This is a genomic window from Isoptericola sp. NPDC057559 (assembly GCF_042801555.1).
Lineage (GTDB): Bacteria > Actinomycetota > Actinomycetes > Actinomycetales > Cellulomonadaceae > Isoptericola.
The window spans coordinates 83,972-97,707 of record NZ_JBHVFQ010000002.1 but is presented as its reverse complement, the minus strand read 5'-3'; the positions used below and the strand labels follow the sequence as shown (position 1 = coordinate 97,707).

Annotated in this window: 12 protein-coding genes; 10 read left to right on the top strand and 2 right to left on the bottom strand. The window is 73.8% G+C overall.

Annotated features, from left to right (window positions below):
* Window positions 1-41: 41 nt before the first annotated feature.
* Together ACFU5J_RS03400 and ACFU5J_RS03395 are read right to left on the bottom strand one after the other, a co-directional pair.
* Window positions 42-308, bottom strand: coding sequence for a hypothetical protein (locus ACFU5J_RS03400; protein WP_430573989.1), 267 nt, complete (start codon window positions 306-308; stop codon window positions 42-44).
* 73 nt (window positions 309-381) lie between these two features.
* Window positions 382-660, bottom strand: coding sequence for a hypothetical protein (locus ACFU5J_RS03395; protein WP_430577830.1), 279 nt, complete (start codon window positions 658-660; stop codon window positions 382-384).
* 152 nt (window positions 661-812) lie between these two features.
* Here ACFU5J_RS03395 and ACFU5J_RS03390 point away from each other — a divergent pair, with 152 nt between their 5' ends.
* From ACFU5J_RS03390 to ACFU5J_RS03345, 10 genes are all read left to right on the top strand, one after another.
* Window positions 813-1,211 (top strand): RidA family protein, encoded by a 399-nt coding sequence (locus tag ACFU5J_RS03390; protein WP_430577829.1) that lies wholly within the window; start codon window positions 813-815, stop codon window positions 1,209-1,211.
* 32 nt (window positions 1,212-1,243) lie between these two features.
* On the top strand, window positions 1,244-1,504 hold the full coding sequence (locus tag ACFU5J_RS03385; RefSeq protein WP_430577828.1) for a hypothetical protein: 261 nt from the start codon (window positions 1,244-1,246) through the stop codon (window positions 1,502-1,504).
* A gap of 107 nt (window positions 1,505-1,611) precedes the next feature.
* Window positions 1,612-3,879, top strand: coding sequence for an alpha-galactosidase (locus ACFU5J_RS03380; protein ID WP_430577827.1), 2,268 nt, complete (start codon window positions 1,612-1,614; stop codon window positions 3,877-3,879).
* 105 nt (window positions 3,880-3,984) lie between these two features.
* Window positions 3,985-4,932: a DUF1214 domain-containing protein gene (locus ACFU5J_RS03375; RefSeq protein ID WP_430577826.1), complete on the top strand. Its 948-nt coding sequence runs from the start codon at window positions 3,985-3,987 to the stop codon at window positions 4,930-4,932.
* A 255-nt stretch (window positions 4,933-5,187) separates the two neighbouring features.
* The gene (locus ACFU5J_RS03370) at window positions 5,188-6,114 is read left to right on the top strand and encodes a carbohydrate ABC transporter permease (protein ID WP_430577825.1); all 927 of its coding nucleotides are present in this window, start codon (window positions 5,188-5,190) and stop codon (window positions 6,112-6,114) included.
* Complete coding sequence (locus tag ACFU5J_RS03365) at window positions 6,111-7,046, top strand: carbohydrate ABC transporter permease (protein WP_430577824.1); 936 nt, start codon at window positions 6,111-6,113, stop codon at window positions 7,044-7,046. Before ACFU5J_RS03370 ends, ACFU5J_RS03365 begins: the two co-directional genes overlap by 4 nt.
* 62 nt (window positions 7,047-7,108) lie before the next feature.
* Window positions 7,109-8,431, top strand: coding sequence for an extracellular solute-binding protein (locus tag ACFU5J_RS03360; protein ID WP_430577823.1), 1,323 nt, complete (start codon window positions 7,109-7,111; stop codon window positions 8,429-8,431).
* Between the two features lie 71 nt (window positions 8,432-8,502).
* Window positions 8,503-10,407 carry a BNR-4 repeat-containing protein gene (locus ACFU5J_RS03355; protein ID WP_430577822.1) on the top strand — a complete coding sequence of 635 codons (1,905 nt, stop codon included), beginning with the start codon at window positions 8,503-8,505 and terminating at the stop codon, window positions 10,405-10,407.
* Window positions 10,408-10,496: 89 nt separating this feature from the next.
* Window positions 10,497-12,791 (top strand): FAD-dependent oxidoreductase, encoded by a 2,295-nt coding sequence (locus ACFU5J_RS03350; RefSeq protein ID WP_430577821.1) that lies wholly within the window; start codon window positions 10,497-10,499, stop codon window positions 12,789-12,791.
* 71 nt (window positions 12,792-12,862) lie between these two features.
* Window positions 12,863-13,717: a LacI family DNA-binding transcriptional regulator gene (locus tag ACFU5J_RS03345; protein WP_430577820.1), complete on the top strand. Its 855-nt coding sequence runs from the start codon at window positions 12,863-12,865 to the stop codon at window positions 13,715-13,717.
* The last annotated feature ends 19 nt before the right edge of the window (window positions 13,718-13,736 follow it).

The following is a 13,736-nucleotide window of genomic DNA, read 5'->3' as shown; positions in this document are numbered from 1 at the left end:
GTTCCTCCAAAGCCGTCCGGGCCCGCCGCCGCCCCCGCAGGTCAGCGCGGGTACGCCTGGCCCACCCGCAGCGCGTCCCGCTCCCGCAGCACCGGCCAGCGCGCGAACGCGAAGACGAGGAACATCACCACGTTGAGGATCGGCACGATGCCCACGAGCACCCACCAGCCGGAGTAGCCCGCCTTCTGGATGATCCGGATGTACGCGACGAGGAAGAGCACGGCGATCGCGAGGTAGACGACGAGCGCGGCCGTGCCGAACAGCCAGCCGTAGTCGTCCGCGAGCTGGTCGTAGTCCCAGTTGTCCATGGTCAGCGAGTCTCCCCGGGCACGGCCGCGCCGCAACCGGTGGACGGTGCCCCGGACCCGGAGACCGACGACGTCATCGTCCCGCGTCGGGGCCCGCTCCGGCCGCCCCGCCCCGGTGCTTCGTCACGGCCTGCGTCGCCTGCCCCGCGCCGAGGCCGACGACGACGCCGGTGAGACCGAGCCCGAGCCCTTGCGTCTCGGTGGCAGAGAGCCCGCTCGAAGCACTGAGGGCCAACCACACGAACCATGCCGCGACGGGGACGCAGGCGAGCACCGTCCCCCGGAGCCGACCGGCGGATGCCGACGCCGCGCCGAACGTCAGCCCGACGACGAGCCCCAACGCGAGCGTCACTCCAGCCTCCTTGTGTCCTGGGAACGACGGCCGGTACCGAGCACGTCATGCGGCCCGCGCGCGGCGGTCCGCCCCCACCTTGACGTACGACGTCGCGCAGGTGTCGGTGGCGCGCGCGAGGATCGATGGACACCTCGACGAAGGGACGCTCCATGGCCGCGCAGTCGACGCCGACGCCCGTCAACCCGCCCGAGCTGCACCAGAACCCCGCGTTCGCGTGGGGCATGATCCTGCCCGCCGGGCGCACGCTGTACGTGGGCGGGCAGAACGGCACCGGCCCGGACGGCGCCCTCGTGGACGGCGGCCTCGGCCCCCAGACCGAGCAGGCGCTGCACAACGTGATCGCCGTGCTCACCGAGGCGGGCACCGACGTGGAGCACGTCGCGAAGCTGACGATCTACCTCGATCCCACGATCGACCCGAACGAGGCCTACGCCGCGTCCGGCCGGGTCTGGCAGGCGCGCACCGCCGTGACGGTCCTCGCCGTCGCCCCCGCCCGGCCCGGCGCGCTCGTGGAGGTCGAGGCGGTCGCGGCGGTCCCGGAGCCCTGACCGCCGAGCCCCGCGGCCCTAGGGTGGGCGCCGTGCGCAGTCGCCGAGGTCGTGGGCTCTTCCGGGCGGTGGCCGTCGTGGCGGCGTGCCTCGCGGTCGCCGACACGTTCCGCTGGGGCAACCGCTGGTACGTCTCGACGATGTTCGACGGCCCCGGCGACGCCGTCTACGCCCTCGACATCCTCACCAAGGCGCACGACGCGCTCCTGCACGGGCTCGCCTGGCTCGCCGTAGCGCTGCTCGCGGCCGCCGTGGGCTGGCGGCTGCGGGTGGTGCGGCGCGCCGCCGCCTGACCGGTCCGGCGGAGCGAGTCCGGTCCGCAGGCGCGGGATCGGTCGTGATCCTGACCGATCTCGCACGGTTGACCGATCCCACGGCCCGGAGGTGGCAGGCTCTGGCCGTGACCGTCACCGCCGACCCCGTCCTGCCCGCCGTCGACGCCCTCGTCCACCTGCGCGCGGACGGCGTCAGCGTGCTGATCGACGCCCGTGGCGGCGAGCTGCCCGCCGTCGTCCACTGGGGCGACGACCTCGGCCCGCTGGGCGCCGACGACGCGGCCGCGGTCGTCCTGGCCGCGACGGCCCCGCTGGTGAACAGCGGGCCGGACGAGCCGACGCGGCTGGCGCTCGTGCCGGAGCCCCGCACGGGCTGGCTCGGCCGCCCGGGGATCGTGGGCGAGCGCGAGGGCGACGCCTGGTCGCCGCGCTTCACGACGACGGTCGCGACGCTGTGCGGCGCGACGCTGGCCGGCGGCCTCACGGAAGGCGGAGCGGGGGCGCTGCGGGTCGAGGCGACCGACGCGACCGCGCGGCTCGCGCTCGTCCTCGACGTCGAGCTCACGCCCGACGGCGTGCTCCGTGCCCGCGCCACGCTGCGCAACGACGGCGCCCCGTACCGGCTGCACGAGCTCGCCGTCGTCCTGCCCGTGCCGCCGCGGGCGCGCGAGGTGCTCGACCTCACCGGCCGGTGGGGCAAGGAGCGCGTGCCGCAGCGGCACGACCTCACGGTGGGGACGCACCTGCGCGAGGGCCGCCGCGGCCGCACGGGCTTCGACGCGGCCACCGTGCTGACCGCGGGCGTGCCGGGGTTCGGCTTCGGGCACGGCGAGGTGTGGGGCCTGCACGTGGGCTGGTCGGGCAACCACCGGCACTGGGCGGAGCGGCTGCCCACCGGCGACCACGTGCTGGGCGGCGGGGAGCTGCTGCTGCCCGGCGAGGTGACGCTCGCGGCGGGCGAGGAGTACGAGACCCCGTGGGTGTACGGCGTGCACGGCCACGGCCTGGACGCGCAGGCCGCGCGGCTGCACCGGATGCTGCGCCGCCGCACCGCGCACCCGCGCACCCCGCGGCCCGTGACGCTCAACGTGTGGGAGGCCGTGTACTTCGACCACGACCTCGAGCGGCTCACCGCGCTGGCCGACGCCGCGGCGGAGCTCGGTGTGGAGCGGTACGTGCTCGACGACGGCTGGTTCCGCGGACGCCGCGACGACACCCGCGGCCTGGGCGACTGGTACGTCGACGAGGAGGTGTGGCCGGACGGGCTGGGCCCGGTCGCCGACCACGTGCACGGCCTCGGCATGGAGTTCGGGCTGTGGTTCGAGCCGGAGATGGTCAACCTCGACAGCGACCTCGCGCGCGCCCACCCGGAGTGGGTCATGGGCGCCGGCGGCCGCGTCCCGGTGCCGTCGCGGCACCAGCACGTGCTCGACCTGTCGAACCCGGACGCCGCCGCCTTCGTGCTGGACCGGATGAGCTCCGTCATCGGCGAGCACGGCGTCGACTACGTGAAGTGGGACCACAACCGCGACCTCGTCGACCCGGGCTCCGGGCGGGACGGGCGGCCGGTCGTGCACGCCCAGACGCTCGCCGCCTACGGGATCATGGCCGAGCTGCGGCGGCGGCACCCGGGGCTGGAGATCGAGTCCTGCTCGTCGGGCGGCGGCCGCGTCGACCTGGGCGTCGCCGAGCACACGCAGCGCGTCTGGGTGTCGGACTGCACCGACCCGCTGGAGCGGCAGCAGATGCAGCCGTGGACGGCGCAGCTGCTGCCGCTGGAGTACCTGGGGGCGCACGTCGCGGCGGACGTCAGCCACCAGACCCACCGCGCGCACACCCTCGCCTTCCGCGCGGCGACGGCCCTGTTCGGCCACTTCGGGATCGAGTGGGACCTCACGCGCTCGACGCCCGAGCAGCTCGCCGACCTGGCCGGCTGGGTCGAGCTCTACAAGGCCGAGCGCGGGCTGCTGCACACCGGCACCCTCGTCCGCCAGGACTCCCCCGGCCCGGACGACCCGCAGGTGTGGGGCGTCGTCGCGGCCGACCGCTCCCGCGCCCTGTTCCAGCTCGCGACCCTCGTCCGCCCGGCGTCCGCGCCGCCCGGCCGCTTCACGCTGCGCGGCCTGGACCCCGAGCGCCGCTACCGCGTCACGCCCCTGCCGCTGAGCCGCGAGGCCTTCAGCCTCTGGTCGGTGCCGCCGTGGTTCGGCCTGCCCTCCGCGGACGGCGCGACGGCGTCCGACGGCGTCACCGCCCAGCCCCAGGCCGCGCGGCCCGACGACGTGCCCCGCGGCACGGTTCTCACCGGCCGCGCGCTCGCCGTCGCCGGCCTGCAGACGCCCGAATCCGCACCCGGGTCGTCGCTGGTGCTGCTCGTGGAGGCCGTGGACTGACACGGGCGGGCCGAGGACGCCCGTTCGGCTCGCCCGGTCGCGCGGCCCGTGCTTCGCTTCCCCTGCCGCCGCCCGCACCCTGCGGGCCCGACCCCAGGGAGTGCCATGGGCCAGCACGTCGACGTCGACTCCTTCGTCCGCGCCGAGACCGACCGCATGTTCGCGGACCTGCAGCGCGACTCCGGAGGTGTCAACCGGTTCCGGCACAACCGCGCGCCGGCCTCCGTCGACGCGCAGACCGTGATCCGGCTGAACCGCGACACGCTGTACAGCTTCGCGGTGGTCGACCTCGCCGGTGGCGCGACCCTCGACCTTCCCGACGCCGGGGACCGGTACCTGTCCGCGATGGTCGTGGACAACGACCACCTGGTGAGCACGATCCTGCACGACCCCGGCGAGCACGCGCTCGACGCCGCCACGGTCGGGACCCGGTACGCGCTCGTCGCGGTGCGGACGCTGGTGGACCCCGACGACCCCGCCGACCTCGACGCGGTCGCCGCCGTGCAGGACGCCGTGTCTCTCACGGCGGCGTCGGCCGAGCCGTTCGTCTCCCCCGACTACGACGTCGCCAGCCTGGACGCGACCCGCACCGCGCTCCTGTCGCTCGCCTCGGGCCTGCGCGGCTTCGACCACATGTTCGGCACGCGCGCGGAGGTCCGGCCCGTGCACCACCTCATCGGGACGGCGGCAGGCTGGGGCGGGCTGCCCTCCTCGGAGGCGTCGTACGTCGGCGTCGACCCCCAGCTCCCGCCGGGTCGGTTCGCGCTGACGATGAAGGACGTCCCGGTGGACGCCTTCTGGTCCGTCAGCGTCTACGACGCCCGCGGCTTCTTCGCGCCCAACGCGCTGGACCGCTACAGCGTCAACAGCGTCACCGCCGTGCCGGACGCCGACGGCGGGGTCACCGTACGGTTCGCCGCGGAGGGCGACGTCGGCGACGAGCCGAACACGGTCCCCGTCCCCGAGGGCTGGAACTACCTGGTGCGCCTCTACCGCCCGCGCCCCGAGGTCCTCGACGGCACCTGGACCGTGCCGCCCCTGCGACCGCGCTGAGACCTGCAGGCCGGCGGGCCCACCACCCGCCCCCTTCCTCCACGAGGCCGCCGAGCCCGACTCCCCGTCGGGCTCGGCGGCCTTCGTCGTGTGCGGTTCGTGAACCGTTGTGTTTGTTCTTGTGATCTTTGAGGTCGTTTCGTTATCGCACCGCAACCGCAGGGGTTTGACCAGATCGGCCAAGTTCCGCCAGAGTGTGTCGCGGACACCAGATCATCACCCTCGTTGCCGAGGTTGACCCACAGGGACGTGGACATGTCGAGTTCACACACTCACACTATTGAACACAGAAAGTCACAGACGCCACCGCGTCGGCTCAGCGACGGGCAGTTCGCCGTCCTGCTGCTGCTGCCGGGCGTCGCCCTGCTCGCGGGCGTCGTGCTGTACCCGCTGGTCGCGGCGCTCGTCACGGCCTTCTTCGAGCAGAGCCTCGTGCTGCCCGGACGGACGTTCGTCGGGCTGCAGAACATCGTCGACGTGCTGCAGGGCGACTTCCTGCGCCTGCTGCGCCAGACGCTGGTCTTCACGCTCGGCACGACGATCCTGCCGTTCGTCATCGGGTTCGCCCTCGCGCTGGCGCTGAACACCAAGATCCGCGGGGCCAAGGTGCTGCGCGGCCTCATGCTCATCCCCTGGCTTGTGCCCGGCGTCGTCGTGTCGTTCCTGTGGATGTGGATCTTCAACGCCAACTACGGCGTGATGAACGCGCTGCTGCAGTCGATCGGCCTGATCGACGACCCGCAGGCCTGGCTGGCCCAGCCCGGCACCGCCATGGGCGCCGTCGTGCTGGCGAAGACCTGGCAGTCGTTCCCCTGGATGATGGTCATGCTGCTCGCGGGCCTGCAGACGGTGCCGGTCGAGCTGCACGAGGCCGCCGAGATGGACGGCGCCGGCACGGTCCGCCGCTTCTTCGCCATCACGCTGCCGCACCTCAAGGGCATCGTCGGCCTCGTGGTGCTGCTGGAGTTCATCTGGAACTTCCAGCACTTCGACATCATCTACGTCCTCACCGGCGGCGGCCCCGCGGGCGCCACCCAGACGTTCGCCACCGCGGTGTACGAGACCGCCTTCCAGGGCTTCGACCTCGGCAGGGCCGGCGCGCTCGGCCTGCTGTGGATGATCCTGCTCATGGCGCTCGTCGTCGTGTACGTCCGCTTCTCGGAGAAGGGAGAGGAGCGATGAGCGCGACGACGCAGCTCCCCGCCGCGCCCACCCCGCCCTCCTCCGCGACGGCCCCGGCCGCCGCACCGCACCCGCCGCGGCGCCGCCGTCGCAGCGCCCTGCGCTCCGAGCGGCCCGGCGTCCGGATCGCCGCCTGGGCCACCGTGGTCGTGTGCGGCGGCTTCGGCCTCCTGCCCGTCTACTGGCTGCTGGCGACCTCCCTCACGCCGCGCGACCAGGTCTTCGCGTACCCGCCGCGGTTCTTCCCGGCCGCGCCGACCCTGGACGCGTTCGCGTCGCTCGCCTCCAACGACCAGCTGTTCGGCTACCTGCGCAACAGCGTGATCGTCTCGGTGATCACGGCGCTGCTGTCGGTGCTGGTCTCGGCGTACATGGGGTACTCGTTCTCCAAGTTCCGCTACCGCGGCCGCCGCTCGCTGATGTACCTGGTGCTCGCGTCGCAGATGTTCCCGCAGGCGCTGCTGCTGGTCACCCTCTACAGCGTCTTCAGCGCGTACAACCTGCTCAACACGTACACCGCGCTGGTGCTGAGCTTCACCACGTTCACGCTGCCGCTCTGCGTGTGGATGCTCAAGGGCTTCTTCGACACCATCCCGGACGAGCTCATCGAGGCGGCCCGCGTCGACGGCGCCTCGCGCCTGCGGATCATCCACTCGATCGTGCTGCCGCTCGCGGCGCCCGGGCTGATCGCGGCCGGGCTGTTCGCCTTCGTCCGCGGCTGGAACGACTTCGTCTTCGCTCTCACCCTCGCGGGCCCGGAGAAGCAGACCCTGCCGCCCGGCCTGGTGAACACCTTCATCGGCGAGGCCTCCACGGCGTGGCCCGAGCTCATGGCGGCGTCGCTCGTCGTGTCGCTCCCCGTCGCGATCGCGTTCATCGCCCTGCAGAAGTACCTGGTCGGCGGCCTCACCGCCGGCGCCGTCAAGGGCTGACCGGCCCCCTCGAGCTCCATCCCCTTCCCCACCCCGAACGACCCTCGATGCGGAGGATCCCCATGTCCACGAACCCCCTGATGCAGTCGGCCGTCTCCCGCCGCCGCATGCTCCAGCTGCTCGGTCTCGGCGCCGGCACCGCCGCCCTCGCCGCGTGCGCGCCGTCCGCCGGCTCGTCGGCCGGCGGCGCCGCCTCGGCCGCCGCCACCGGCGGCGCCAAGACCGACTTCGCGTTCTCCTCCTGGTCCTTCACCGAGGAGGCCGCGGCGCCCGCCCTCGAGGCGATCGTCAAGGCCTACCAGGACAAGGCCGGCGTCACCGTCAAGGACGTCTCGTTCCCCTACAACGAGTACATCAACCAGCTCACCCTGCAGGTGAAGGGCGGCCAGTTCACCGGCGCCGCCCACGTGGACGTCGCGTGGCTCGGCTCGCTCGCCGCGATGGGCAAGCTGCAGGACCTGTCGGCGCTGACGGAGGGCCGCGGGTACACCGACGCCGCGCTGTCGGCCGCCCAGTTCGACGGCGTGCAGTACGGCCTGCCCTGGACGATCGGCGCCATCGGCCTCATCACCAACGCCGAGCTGCTGCAGAAGGTCGGGGTCGCCGACGACGCGTTCCCGACGACGATCGACGAGTTCGAGAAGACGCTCAAGGACCTCAAGGGCCTCGGCGGCGGGCTCATCCCCTACGCCGCGTCCACCAAGGCGGCCCAGCTCAAGGACATCCTCATCTGGATGCAGACCTTCGGCAGCCCGCTCGTCGACGGCGACACCGTCACCATCGGCGACGACGCCTCCGTCGAGGCCGTGACCTGGTACAAGAGCCTGTACGACCAGAAGCTCATCGCGGCCGACGTCGACCGCTTCGACGCCCGCTCGCTGTTCGCGCAGGGCCGCGCCGCGATCCTGGACGACGCCCCCGTCGGCCGCAACGCGATCACCGAGGAGTCCCCCGACAAGGACCTCGGCAGCAAGCTCAACCCCGTCTCGCGCCCGGTGCTCAAGGCCGGCGACACCCCCCGCGCCCTGGTGTGGGGCGGCGCGATCGCCGTCGTCGACGGCGAGGGCGCGGCCACCGCGGCCGACTTCGCGCAGTTCGCGACGTCCGACCTGGACACCGTGCTGGCGGACTACGAGGTGCGCGGCCTGCCGCCCGTGATCACCGAGGCGCAGCAGTCGGACGTCGTCGCGTCCGACACGTTCGGGTCGCTGTTCAGCGAGCGCATCACGGCGACCGCCTCGTCCAACCCGTTCTGGGCGTTCACCGCGTACTCGCAGATCGAGACCGTGATCGCCGAGCAGGTGCAGGCCGTGCTCGTCGGCAAGACCGACCCGAAGAAGGCCATGCAGAAGGCCGGCGAGGCCGCGCAGAAGCTCGTCGGCTGACGCCCCTGCGCGCCCCCGCCCCGCTCGCCCCCACCCATCCCGGAGTCACGACCACGGTTCGAGGAGGAACCATGCGACGACGTCCCACCCCGAGGCTGCGCACCGCCGCGGCCGCCCTCGCGGCGGCCGCGGTGGCCGCCGCCACCGTCCCCGCCGCGGCCGCCCTGGCGGCCCCGGCCACCCCCGGCAAGCACACCGAGACCGTGGAGCAGCTGCCGTTCCCGGTGGACCGCTCCAACAACGCGGGCTGGTGGACGCCGCTCGACGTGGTCGACGGCGTGACCTACATGGCGTTCGACTCGCCCGCCGCGGACCCGGCCCGCCACGAGGTGCACATCGCCGCGCAGGGTCCCGACGGCGGGTGGACCGCCGGCTGCCTGCGCGCCGACGACGGGGCGTGCGCGACGTTCCTCGACGACAGCGGGCACGACCAGCCGTCGATCGTCGTGGACGGCGAGGGCACGATCCACGCGTTCGTGTCGATGCACCACGTGCCGTGGCAGTACTACCGCTCCACGACGCCCGGCGACATCACGTCGCTGGTCGACGCGAGCGCGGACCTGCCCGACCAGGGCGTGCCGATGACGTACCCGGTCACCGCGCGCGGCACCGACGGCGACGCGTACGTCATGGTGCGCGGCGGGCGCGACGAGGCCACGGTGCGCGACGGGCGCCTGTACCGCTTCGACACGGCGACGGGCACGTGGTCCCGGGTGGCGGTCTTCGCCTCGGGCGTGGGCGCGTCGGTCTACCCGGACGACCTCGAGGTCGGCACGGACGGCCGCCTGCACGTGATGTGGGAGTGGCACCGCTGGGCCGCGGGCCCGTACCGGCACCTCGGCTCGTACGCGGTCTACGACCCGAAGGACGACTCGTGGCACGACGCCGCGGGGAGCCCCCTGAGCACGCCGATCGCCCCGTCCGCGGGCGGCGCCGTCGTCTACCAGCCGTTCGCCGACGGCGAGTCGCTCCAGACCGACGGCCCCACCGTGCAGACGGCCAAGCTGGCCGTGCACGGCGACACGCTCGCGGGCGTCGTCTACCGCTACGCCGCGGCGAAGGCCGACGGCACGCCGGACCGCTTCGACGTGCGCTTCGCGCGGTGGGACGGCGCCGCCTGGCAGCGGGAGACCGTCGTCGACGCCGACGACCTGGGCGCCGGGACCGACACCGTGGCCGCGCTCGACGCCACGTCCGCGGCGGGCACCACCCGCGCGTACGCGGTCGTGCAGGGCACGGTCGCCGGGCAGGTCCGCACGCAGGTGGTCCGCGCGGAGCGCGGGCTCGACGGCGGGACCTGGCAGTTCGCCGGGCTCGGCGACGTGCAGGTGGGCCAGCAGCGCCTCGCCGCGCGCACGATCCGCACCGGCCCCTCGTCGGGCACGGACGTCCTGTACGTGAGCGCCGCCGAGTCGGGCCCGACGTCGGGCACGCTGTTCCACGCCCGCGTGCCCCGCACGGGCGGTCCGCTGGTCGGCAGCCCGCTCGCGGACGTCGTCGCGGGGGTCCGCGACGACGACGGCGGCGACCCGGGGACCCCGGAGCCCACCGGCAACCTGGCGCTCGGCGGCACCGTCACCGCGTCGTCGGCGCTGCGCGCCGACACGGGCGGGGAGAAGGCCGTGGACGGCCGGCTCACCGACGACAGCCGCTGGATCTCCGCCGCGGACGACGCGACGCCCACCCTCACCGTCGCCTGGGACGACGCCGCCCCGGTGGCGTCGGTCCGGGTGCACAGCGGCTACCGCGCCGCCGTCGACCCCGCCTCGGCCGTGCTGCGCGACTTCTCCGTCGAGCTGCACACCACGGGCGGCTGGGTGCAGGTGGGCGCGGTCACCGGCAGCACGGTCGGGGTCGTCACCCTCCCCGCCGCCGGCGTGACGGCCGACCAGGCCCGCCTGGTCGTCACCGACCCGTCGGCGTCCGAGACGGACGTGGCCCGCGTCTTCGAGATCGAGGTGCTGGCCGCCGGCTGACGCCGCGACCCGCGCCGCACACCCACCCCCGCACCACCCGAACCACCACGTTCGACCAGCACAACCACCGGATTGAGGACTGAGAGATCATGCGTACGCAGACCGTCGAGGCGGACGTCGTCGTCGTCGGAGGGGGGCTCGCCGGCGTCAGCGCGGCGGTCGCCGCCGCGCGGCTGGGCCGCCAGGTGGTGCTGGTCAACAACCGACCGGTGCTGGGCGGCAACTCCTCCTCCGAGGTGCGGGTGTGGGTGTGCGGCGCCACCGCCCACGGCAACCAGCGCTGGGCCCGCGAGACCGGGATCGTCGGCGAGATGTACGTCGAGAACCAGTACCGCAACCCCGAGGGCAACCCCGTCTACTGGGACGACGTCGTGCTGGACACCGTCCGCCGGGAGACGAACATCCGGCTGTTCCTCAACACGGACGTGCGCGACGTCGTCGCCACCGGCCCCGAGGACGCCCGCCGCATCGAGTCCGTCACCGGCTGGACGATGGGCTCGGAGATCCTCACGACCTTCACCGCGCCGGTCTTCCTCGACTGCACGGGCGACGGGCTCGTCGGCGCCCTGGCCGGCGCCCGCTACCGGCTCGGCAAGGAGTCCCAGGCCGAGTTCGGCGAGGAGTGGGCGCCGCCGGAGCCGGTGCGCGAGTTCCTCGGCTCCACGCTGCTCTTCTACACCAAGGACCTCGGCCACCCGGTGAAGTACGTCGCGCCGGAGACCGCGATCGACATCACCTCCACGCCCATCCCCATGAACCGCGTCATCCGCAGCGGCGACTCCGGCGCCCACTACTGGTGGATCGAGTGGGGCGGCGAGATCGACATCGTCGACGACAACGAGCGCATCCGCGACGAGCTGCGCGGCGTCATCCTCGGCATCTGGGACTACATCAAGAACTCCGGCAAGTTCGACGCCGACAACCTCACCCTCGAGTGGATCGGCAACGTGCCCGGCAAGCGCGAGTACCGCCGGTTCGTCGGCGACTACACGCTGCACCAGGGCGACGTCGTCGACCAGACCGTCTTCGACGACGGCGTCGCGTTCGGCGGCTGGTCCATCGACCTGCACCCCGCCCAGGGCATGTACGCCGAAGGCGCGGGTGCGCTGCAGCGGTTCTCCGAGGGCGTCTTCGAGATCCCCTACCGCTCCCTGTACTCGGTGAACGTGGAGAACATGCTGTTCGCCGGGCGCGACGTCTCGGCCACCCACATCGCCTTCGGCGCGGCGCGCGTCATGGCCACCTGCGGCGCGATGGGCCAGGCGGCCGGCACCGCCGCGGCGCTGTGCGTGGAGCACGGCATCACCCCGCGCGGCGTCTACACCGACCACCTCGACGAGCTGCGCCAGACGCTGCTGCGCTGGGACGCGCCCGCCGTCGGCATCGCGAACGCCGACCCGCACGACCACGCGCGCCGCGCCGCCGTCACCGCCTCCAGCACGACGACGCGGATGGCCGCGCCCGTCGTCGAGCCGGCCGACGGCGACCCCTACGACGCGTACGACGTCTACGACCTCGACGTCGACCTCGGCATCGTGCTCCCCGTGGACCCGCGCCTCGACACGGTCGAGCTGCTCGTCTCCGCCCGCCGCGACACCACGCTCGCCGTCGAGGTGTACTCCACCGGCAAGCCGCAGAACGTGGTGCCCGCGCACCTCGAGGCCAAGACCGACGTGGTGGTGCCCGCCGGCGACGAGCGCTGGGTGACCGCCCACGTACCGTTCACGCCCGACGTGCCGCAGAACGCCGTCGTCGTGCTGCGCGCCAACCCCGACGTCGCCGTCCGCACCACCGCGCCGCTGCCCGCGGGCGTGCTCACGCTGGTGCACCGCGTCGACAACGACGACCAGAACGTGCAGATCAGCTCCGACGAGCTGCTGGTGCAGTGGCCCACCAAGCCCCTGCGCGGCCGCTCCGTCGTGTTCCGCGCCGGCCCCGACACCCGCGCCCTCGCCCCCGAGCGCGCCACGAGCGGGTACCACCGCAACCACGGCGGCCCGCACCTGTGGGCCTCGTCGCCGATGGCGCCCGGCCGCGACGAGTGGCTGCGCCTCGACTGGGACGAGCCGGTGACGGCGCGCGAGGTGCGGGTCGTGTTCGACGACGACCTCGACGTCGAGCTCAACACGCTGCACCACCACCGCACGCCCCACGAGACCATGCCGACGCTCGTCAAGGACTACCGCCTCGAGGTGCTGCCCGCCGGCGGCGTCCCCGCCGAGGACCGGTGGGTGACCGTCGCCGCCGAGACCGACAACCGGTGGCGCCTGCGCGTGCACCCGCTGCCGGCCGACCTCGGCCCGCTGCGCGCCGCACGCCTCGTCGTCGGCGCCACGAACGGCGCAGCGCAGGCCCGCGTGGTCGCGCTGCGCGTGCAGGAGTGACCGTGCCGCACGCCGGACTCGCCCGCCCCGCGCGCGGCGCCACGACCCAGGCCCGGGCTACGCTGACCGCCGTGCACAGGAAGGAGCGCACCGGCATCGTGGCGCTCGCCGTGCCGGACCTCGAGGAGCCGTACTTCGCCGAGCTCACGGCCCTGCTGGTGCGGCGCGCCGACGAGCGCGGGCTGTCGATCCTCATCCAGCAGACCGCGGGCGACCACGAGCGCGAGGTGGACGTCGCCAACGGCATCGGGCTGCCCCCGACCGACGGCCTCATCCACATCCCGCGCGCGCTGTCCGTGGCCGACCTGACCCGGCGCACCTCCCCCGGGCCGCTGGTGCTGCTCGGCGAGCACATCCTCGTCAGCCCGTTCACGCACGTGACGATCGACAACCGGGCCGCGTCGTACGCCGCCACGGAGCACCTGGCGTCCGTCGGGTGCCGGCGGGTCGCGTTCGTCGGCCCCCGCGACGCCCGTCCCTCGGACGCCGCGGACCGCCGGTACGCCGGCTACCGCGAGGCCGTGGCCGCGGTCGGCATCGCCGACGACCCGGACCTCGTGGCCCAGGTCGAGGCGTTCACCCCCGCCGAGGGGCAGCGCGCCGTGCGCGGCCTCCTGGAGCGGGGCGTCGAGCTCGACGGCATCGTCTGCTCCAACGACTCGGTCGCCTTCGGCGCGCTGCCCGCCCTTCACGAGGCGGGGCGGCGCGTGCCCGCGGACGTCGCCGTGGTCGGTATCGACGACGTGCGCGGCGCCCGGTTCACGACGCCGTCGCTCACCTCCGTGTCCCCGGACAAGGAGGCGCTGGTCGAGCGCGCCCTGAGCGAGCTGGAGCGGCAGATCGCGACGCCGCCCGGCGCCAACCTGCCGGTGCAGCACGTGGTGGTCCCGGCCCGCGTCGTGGCCCGCGCGAGCACCGCCCGCTGAGCCTCCCGGTGCGGGCGCG

Excerpts from the sequence above, each read along its gene's own strand:
- ACFU5J_RS03390 (WP_430577829.1), top strand. The coding sequence starts at position 813 with ATGGCCGCGCAGTCGACGCCGACGCCCGTCAACCCGCCCGAGCTGCAC.
- ACFU5J_RS03350 (WP_430577821.1), top strand. The coding sequence starts at position 10,497 with ATGCGTACGCAGACCGTCGAGGCGGACGTCGTCGTCGTCGGAGGGGGG.
- ACFU5J_RS03375 (WP_430577826.1), top strand. The coding sequence starts at position 3,985 with ATGGGCCAGCACGTCGACGTCGACTCCTTCGTCCGCGCCGAGACCGAC.
- ACFU5J_RS03360 (WP_430577823.1), top strand. The coding sequence starts at position 7,109 with ATGTCCACGAACCCCCTGATGCAGTCGGCCGTCTCCCGCCGCCGCATG.
- ACFU5J_RS03365 (WP_430577824.1), top strand. The coding sequence starts at position 6,111 with ATGAGCGCGACGACGCAGCTCCCCGCCGCGCCCACCCCGCCCTCCTCC.
- ACFU5J_RS03400 (WP_430573989.1), bottom strand. The coding sequence starts at position 308 with ATGGACAACTGGGACTACGACCAGCTCGCGGACGACTACGGCTGGCTG.
- ACFU5J_RS03370 (WP_430577825.1), top strand. The coding sequence starts at position 5,188 with ATGTCGAGTTCACACACTCACACTATTGAACACAGAAAGTCACAGACG.
- ACFU5J_RS03355 (WP_430577822.1), top strand. The coding sequence starts at position 8,503 with ATGCGACGACGTCCCACCCCGAGGCTGCGCACCGCCGCGGCCGCCCTC.